7 protein-coding genes and 1 pseudogene are annotated in these 6804 nt (G+C 46.9%); 6 read left to right on the top strand and 2 right to left on the bottom strand.

What is annotated here, in order from left to right; all coding sequences use genetic code 11:
* Positions 1–163 precede the first annotated feature (163 nt).
* From ABIO93_RS10545 to ABIO93_RS10535, 3 genes are all read left to right on the top strand, one after another.
* On the top strand, positions 164–856 hold the full coding sequence (locus tag ABIO93_RS10545) for an NAD-dependent deacylase (RefSeq protein WP_348067292.1): 693 nt from the start codon (positions 164–166) through the stop codon (positions 854–856).
* Positions 856–1737: a tetrahydrofolate dehydrogenase/cyclohydrolase catalytic domain-containing protein gene (locus tag ABIO93_RS10540; protein ID WP_348067290.1), complete on the top strand. Its 882-nt coding sequence runs from the start codon at positions 856–858 to the stop codon at positions 1735–1737. The genes ABIO93_RS10545 and ABIO93_RS10540 overlap by 1 nt, the downstream gene beginning before the upstream one ends.
* A gap of 74 nt (positions 1738–1811) precedes the next feature.
* Positions 1812–2882, top strand: a complete 1071-nt coding sequence (locus ABIO93_RS10535) for a helix-turn-helix domain-containing protein (RefSeq protein WP_348067288.1) — start codon at positions 1812–1814, stop codon at positions 2880–2882.
* Between the two features lie 4 nt (positions 2883–2886).
* Here the strand turns inward: ABIO93_RS10535 and ABIO93_RS10530 are convergent, their stop codons facing one another.
* On the bottom strand, positions 2887–3660 hold the full coding sequence (locus tag ABIO93_RS10530) for a hypothetical protein (protein WP_348067286.1): 774 nt from the start codon (positions 3658–3660) through the stop codon (positions 2887–2889).
* 2 nt (positions 3661–3662) lie between these two features.
* Positions 3663–4724, bottom strand: a complete 1062-nt coding sequence (locus tag ABIO93_RS10525) for an AMP-binding protein (RefSeq protein ID WP_348067284.1) — start codon at positions 4722–4724, stop codon at positions 3663–3665.
* A gap of 145 nt (positions 4725–4869) precedes the next feature.
* Here ABIO93_RS10525 and menB point away from each other — a divergent pair, with 145 nt between their 5' ends.
* The 3 genes and pseudogenes from menB to ABIO93_RS10510 form a co-directional block, all read left to right on the top strand.
* Entirely contained in the window at positions 4870–5694 is an 825-nt protein-coding gene (gene menB / locus ABIO93_RS10520) for a 1,4-dihydroxy-2-naphthoyl-CoA synthase (RefSeq protein ID WP_348067282.1), read from the top strand.
* 62 nt (positions 5695–5756) lie between these two features.
* Positions 5757–6167 carry an EVE domain-containing protein gene (locus tag ABIO93_RS10515; RefSeq protein ID WP_348067280.1) on the top strand — a complete coding sequence of 137 codons (411 nt, stop codon included), beginning with the start codon at positions 5757–5759 and terminating at the stop codon, positions 6165–6167.
* A pseudogene (locus ABIO93_RS10510) lies at positions 6157–6804 on the top strand (hypothetical protein); the annotation flags it as partial. The gene ABIO93_RS10515 and the pseudogene ABIO93_RS10510, both read left to right, overlap by 11 nt.

The raw sequence follows: 6804 nt of genomic DNA, 5'->3' as shown, positions 1-6804 counted from the left end.
CAGCTAAAAAGCCTGCCGTTAAAAAAGCGGCTAAGAAAATCTGATTGGTTATATGCTATATTTTGCCACGAATGCACGAATCAGCACGAATGTTATTTGAAATTCGAATTCGTGCTAATTCGTGCATTCGTGGCAAAAACCATTAAACTAACCAAAACAAACCATGAAAAAACTAGTTGTACTTTCCGGAGCAGGCATTAGCGCTGAGAGTGGTATCAGTACTTTTCGGGATAACAACGGTTTGTGGGACAATTACCGCATTGAAGACGTGGCTACTCCTGAGGCGTGGATCAGAAATCAGGAGCTTGTCCTGGATTTTTACAACCAGCGGAGAAAGCAGGCAGCGGACGTAAAACCCAACGCCGCACATTATGCGTTGGTGGAGCTTGAAAAAGACTATGACGTTTCGATTATTACACAAAACGTCGATAACCTGCACGAGATCGCCGGTTCTACCAAAGTATTCCATTTGCATGGCGAGCTTTTCAAATCCAGAAGCACTAAAAACGCTGATCTGGTTTACCAAATGACTTCCTGGGAACTCAAAACCGGGGATTTGTGCGAGGAAGGGAGCCAGCTCAGGCCGCATATTGTGTGGTTTGGTGAGGAAGTACCGATGATGGAAACGGCCGTGGAAATAACCGAAGAAGCTGACATATTTCTCGTCATAGGCACTTCGCTGGCCGTTTATCCCGCCGCCGGACTCGTTCATTATGTACCCGCCGGAAAACCCATTTACATTATTGACCCCGCCAAACCGGATATCAACCTGAAACGTAATATGACATTCATTCAGGAAAAAGCGACGACTGGCATGGAAACATTGATTAAGAAATTTTTACTAGAAGATAAATAATGCAACTACTGGACGGGAAAGCGATTTCATCCCAAATTAAATCTGAAATTAAAGAGGAAGTAGAAAAATGGATTGCCGCAGGCGGAAAAAAACCTCATTTGGCAGCCATTCTGGTCGGTGCGGACGGAGCCAGCGAAACTTATGTAGCTTCCAAAATCCGTAGCTGCGAAGAAATAGGCTTCACTTCTACCCTACTGCGTTTTGAGCCGGAAATTACCGAGGCAGCTCTACTGGAAGCCGTAGCTTCATTGAACAATGACCCTGATGTGGACGGGTTTATCGTACAACTTCCTCTGCCCAAACACATTTCAGAAAACACGATCATGGAGGCAGTAAACCCTGCCAAAGATGTGGACGGTTTTCACCCGGTGAATGTCGGCAAAATGTGCAAAGGCTTGCCAGCTTACATTTCCGCCACACCATTCGGCATTCTTGAAATGCTGATCCGTGCAGGCATTGAAACCAGTGGAAAACATTGTGTAGTAATTGGTCGCAGCCAGATCGTAGGCCTTCCAATGAGCATTCTGATGCAGCGCAACGAATATCCGGGCAATTGCACCGTCACAATCACACACAGCAAAACACAAAATCTCAAAGAAATCTGCCAGACTGCGGATATCCTGATCGTAGCATTGGGAAGACCCGAATTTGTGACAGCCGAGTATGTGAAAGAAGGTGCGGTGGTAATAGACGTAGGTATTTCCCGTGTCGCGGACGCAACCAAGAAAAGCGGCTTTTCGATCAAAGGAGATGTTAATTTTAATAATGTAGCTCCCAAGACCAGTTACATTACCCCGGTACCGGGCGGCGTGGGACTGATGACGATCTGCGGATTGCTTACCAATACATTCAAAGCTGCGAAAAAAGAGATTTATCAGTAGAGTAAAATCGGCTGCATTTGCTTTTTACTAAAAGATTTGTCAATTAGTAAGTACTTTCACTGAAAGGCCATCTCATGAGTATCGTCAGCAACAACATCAAATACCTCAGAAGGCTCAATGGCCTCACACAAGAGCAATTTGCCCGAAAGATCGCTATCAAGCGGTCATTGCTGGGCGCCTATGAGGAAGCCCGCGCCAATCCCAATCTTACTAATCTTAAGAACATGGCGACGGCGTTCGGCATTACTGTCGATAATTTGCTAAAAAACGATCTCAGGAAACTAAGGGAAACGCCGGATATGTCTTTGCCGCTGAATGCCTCACGGCCTATGACGGTTTCGCATTCAGGGAACGTGCAGCCGTCGGCACAGACGAGGATACCCGCGTTTTCCGAACCGCAGCCACTTTCCAAAATCATTGAAGCCTATCAGCAACCTGAGCCGCAGATCCGCCAGGTTTCCCGACAGATCAATCTGAAACCGATCAATGGGGATATGCCTCAGGCACCTGCACGCCCAGTGCCTCAGCCAGTCGCTTATCAGCAGCCAGCGCAGCAACGAGTGCATCAGCCGATGGTTGCACAGGAATCAGAACAGCCGCTCGTTTTTAATAATCAATACCAGGGGAGTCAGTTCAATGCGCATGTTGAAGACCGGGCAAGCAGCTATCCCACCATTCAATGGGTAGCGCGCAACTTGCAGCAGGAGTACATTACTAATTTTCAAAATCCCGGGTACCTCACCCGTTTACCATCATTTCAGCTGCCTAATCTGCCATCAGGTTATTACAGGGCGTTCGAAAGTGGTGACGATTTTGTATATCCCAACGCATTGCTCGTCGGGACATTTATTCGAAACTGGTACGATATCAAGGATGGAATGCAATATGTATTTTTGTTGAGGAGCCAGGGATTGATTTACAGAAATGCATTCAACCACGTCAAAACAGCAGGCGTGTTGCTGTTAACATCCGATAACCCTCATTTTCCAGAACTTGAAGTTCCATTGCAAGATGTCCTCGAAGTATGGGAAATAAAGGCTTTTGTCAGTTTGCAGATGCCGGTACCACAGCCTTCCATGGAGAGGGTCGCCCAGCTCGTGGACGAACTTCAGATCGAACTTAGTCAGTACCGGCAAGCCGAGTAGTTAGTTACTTGGCCAATGTATTGAACAATGATTCAATTTTCGCCAGATCCTTGCTTTTGGATGTAGTTTCCAGCACCGCCACGCCCAGCTGGTACCAAAGCCCGTCGCCGGCCGTAATGTATTTACCCTTTTTGGAAGGCTTGGAATCAGAAGCATTGTCAGGTACAAATTCTGCTTTGTAAACCGTATCCATTATTTTTTGCAGCTGTGTCCAGTCCAGGTTACGCAAAGCACTTTTGTTTTTGCTGATCGTAAATGTCTTTTTCGCGAATGATGCTTTCAAGTCAATGATTGTTTCCTTTTCTCCGTCATTGTCAACATAAGTCAGTTCGAAAGGATTCTCTCTCCCACCTGTTTCAAAAATGGCCTGGATGAATTCCTGAAGGAAATACGACCAACGCTCTTTGTCCACCGGATAGATTGTCACCCTTTTTCCATTTTCATCCAATTCTACTTCAATAAAATCTTCAAATTCGCTCTCTTCGCGCCTGCGGATTATTTTGGAAGAATCCAGGATCGTACGGAATTCCTCAATCCAGATCGTGGGAACTGAGCCGTTCCACTGATAATCATCCTCCGGCGAAAAGCCTTCGTCCAGCAGATCATCCTCATCCAGATCGTCCCTGTCGGTGTACGTGATCCCGAAATCCACCATGATGTCATCTTCCGATTCAATGTCCACTTGCAAGGTGTAAAAATGGGCATAGGGAGCCGGAACAACCGTTGCAGTTTGAAAACGAATGATATATTGCCCGGGTATCTGAAGAGTTTTATCCATTTTTATGATCCGAAAAGTTGTTGAACCGTTTCGCGTTTATCCACCTTATCGGTAGCTGTTTTGGTAAATTGATCCACAAAGTAAACATGTTTCGGGGTTTCATAGGCGGAAACCTGAGCCCTAATTTCTGCCAGGATATCTGTCTCGACGACCAACTCCGCTGAGCCTTCAACGATTAGCACCAATTTTTGCCCCAACTTTTCGTCCGGCTGATACCAGGTAAAAAATGCATTGACCAGGTGCAGATCATGAAAAACCTGCGCTACCAACGCATCGACGATGTCCAGGATGATTTTGATACCGCCCGAATTGATCACATTATCAGCCCTCCCGATCCATTCAAATGTATTGCCGGAAATTTCGACGAGATCATTGGTTTGCACCACCAGCTCGTTGGTCACTTCGCCCGACACAAACAGGCATCCTCTGGCGTCGGTACCATACTGAATCCCCGGTAAAAAAAAGTAACGACCCGTCACATCACGGCCATTCAGCTTTTTGAGCGCCACGTGAGAAACGGTTTCCGTCATTCCATAACTTTGATAGACAGGAATTTGCAAGTCTGAAATTCCTTTTTGAAGTGATACACCTACCGGCGCACCGCCAAGTAATATCTTGCCCAGACTATTCACCAAATACCGGGTGCGGCTATCTTCCAAGCAGGCCGTGAGCTGCATGGGTACCATGGCTACGAAATCAAAATGTACATCATGCGACAAACCGATCATCGGATTAGACGACGGCTCGACGATCGTGAGCTCCCAATCGAGCTCCATTCCCCTCACGAGCATCATGAGTCCCGCGATGTAGGATGCATTCAAGCATACGAGTGCGCGGGTACCTTTGCCAATTTGCAATGCTTTTCCGGTCATGAGTGCGCTGGCCGTCAGCTGCTTTCGCGTAACCTGGATCGCCTTAGGCGTGCCCGTCGATCCGGAGGTTTGCAATGTAAATTCCATCTGGCCCTGCTGCCACGATTCCATAAAGTCATACGCTTTGGAAAAATAAGGATGCTCCGGCCGTGGCGTTTTCAGGAGTTCGGTCGTATTTATATTCCAGGTCATTCTGTTGAACAGCGTTGTAATCGTGTCATCTTATTCATTTGTTTTGGAAGGAAAACCAAACAATCTGTAATTTCGCAGATTATTCCGACGGATCTATTATCATTCCAAATCCGTTGCACTCATTATTCATTTACATTTCTGATTTATGTCCAGTTCAATTCAATGGGAAACCATTAAGGAATACGAGGAAATTCTTTTTACACTGCACGAAGGAATTGCAAAAATAAGCATTAACCGTCCCCATAAACACAATGCATTCACTCCGCAAACCGTAACGGAGATGATCGACGCGATGCACATCTGTCGCGAAGACACGCGCATTGATGTGATCATACTGACAGGAGAAGGCGGTAAAGCATTCTGTTCCGGCGGCGACCAGTCGGTGCGCGGGCACGGTGGCTACATAGGCGAGGACCATGTTCCGCGTTTGAATGTACTCGATCTGCAACGAATGATCCGCTCCATCCCAAAGGCGGTGATCGCGATGGTGGCAGGCTGGGCGATTGGCGGCGGTCATGTGTTGCATGTGATCTGTGATTTGTCTATCGCTGCCGACAATGCCCGTTTCGGACAAACTGGCCCAAAAGTGGGAAGTTTCGACGGTGGTTTTGGCGCATCCTACCTTGCCCGGGTAGTAGGTCAGAAAAAAGCGAGAGAGATCTGGTTCCTATGCGATCAGTACGACGCGCAGGAAGCATTGCAAATGGGGCTGGTTAACAAAGTAGTTCCTTTGGAAGAGTTGGAAACAACCACGGTGGCATGGTGCAAAAAAATTCAGGAGAAAAGCCCATTATCTATCAGAATGCTCAAAAGCTCGTTCAATGCAGAACTGGACGGCCAAGCTGGTATTCAGGAACTGGCTGGTAATGCTACATTGCTTTACTACCTGAGCGAAGAGGCTAAGGAAGGGCAGAAATCTTTTCTCGAAAAACGTCAGCCCGATTTCAGCAAATTCCCTAAATTTCCCTGATCGGCACGAACGCCACTCTTTCCTGCGAAATTTCAAAATTTTTGAGATACCTAAATTTAATCATGAATCATTGGCTTGTAAAATCTGAACCATTTAAATATTCCTGGGATCATCTCGTTAAAGAAGGTGAAGGCATGTGGGACGGCGTACGTAACTATGCAGCACGCAACAACCTGATGGCCATGAAAGTAGGCGACCCCATTCTTTTTTACCATAGTAATGAAGGTAAGGAAGTAGTCGGACTCGCCAAAGTATCGAAAGAACATTACCCCGACCCTACTACCAAAGAGGAAGCATGGGTGGTTGTAAATCTGGTTCCAGTTGAGCTTTTTCCAAAAACCGTTACATTGGCACAGATCAAAGCAGATCCGCGTTTGAAAGGCATGGACCTGATCCGACTGTCCAGGTTGTCGGTAGTGGCCGTAAAGCCGGAAGAATTTGACATTATTGTTGCGTTGGCACATGAATCTTAATCAGCGATTTTTCTTACTGCTGGCTTTTACGCTAATCTCACTTGCAGGCGAATCATTATCCGTTTGTGCGCAGGGAGTGAAGCGGATAGAGCTGCCCCTATCCGGCAATGCTGCCTACCAGACCGTTCCGCTCGGTGAGCAGGGCGTTTTATTGATATCAAAGCCGGAGAGGGGTACATTCAATGTACAAAAATTTGATACGAACCTCGAACGTGTCTGGTCTATCGACGGCCCCATTGAATCCAATCTGGATTATATGGCTTCGTCCTACGACGGGCAGGCTGTTTTTTTGCTTTTCAGCAAATACCGGAGTTCGTCGTATCAGATCGTCAAGGTCAATGTCGGGCCGGGTTTCGTCGAAACATTTACAATCAATACGCTGGACCGTTTTGAAATCACCGACTTCAAAACATTGGGATATTCAGTGTTCATGGCCGGCATGGTACGCAATGAACCGGTACTGATCTACACCCAGCTGACCACCAATCAAACCAGGATCCTGCCGTCGGCGATCAAAGGTTCTAACGCGATCCAGACCGTGGAAGTGGATACGGCGCATCATTTGGTGAATGTATCTTTTGCTGTGAAAAAAGGAAGGCAAACGCGGATCGTGGCACGGTCGTATGAAGAAACCGGC

The organism is Dyadobacter sp. (assembly GCF_039919315.1).
Taxonomy (GTDB): Bacteria; Bacteroidota; Bacteroidia; order Cytophagales; family Spirosomataceae; genus Dyadobacter.
This window is presented reverse-complemented; position numbering and strand designations above follow the sequence as displayed.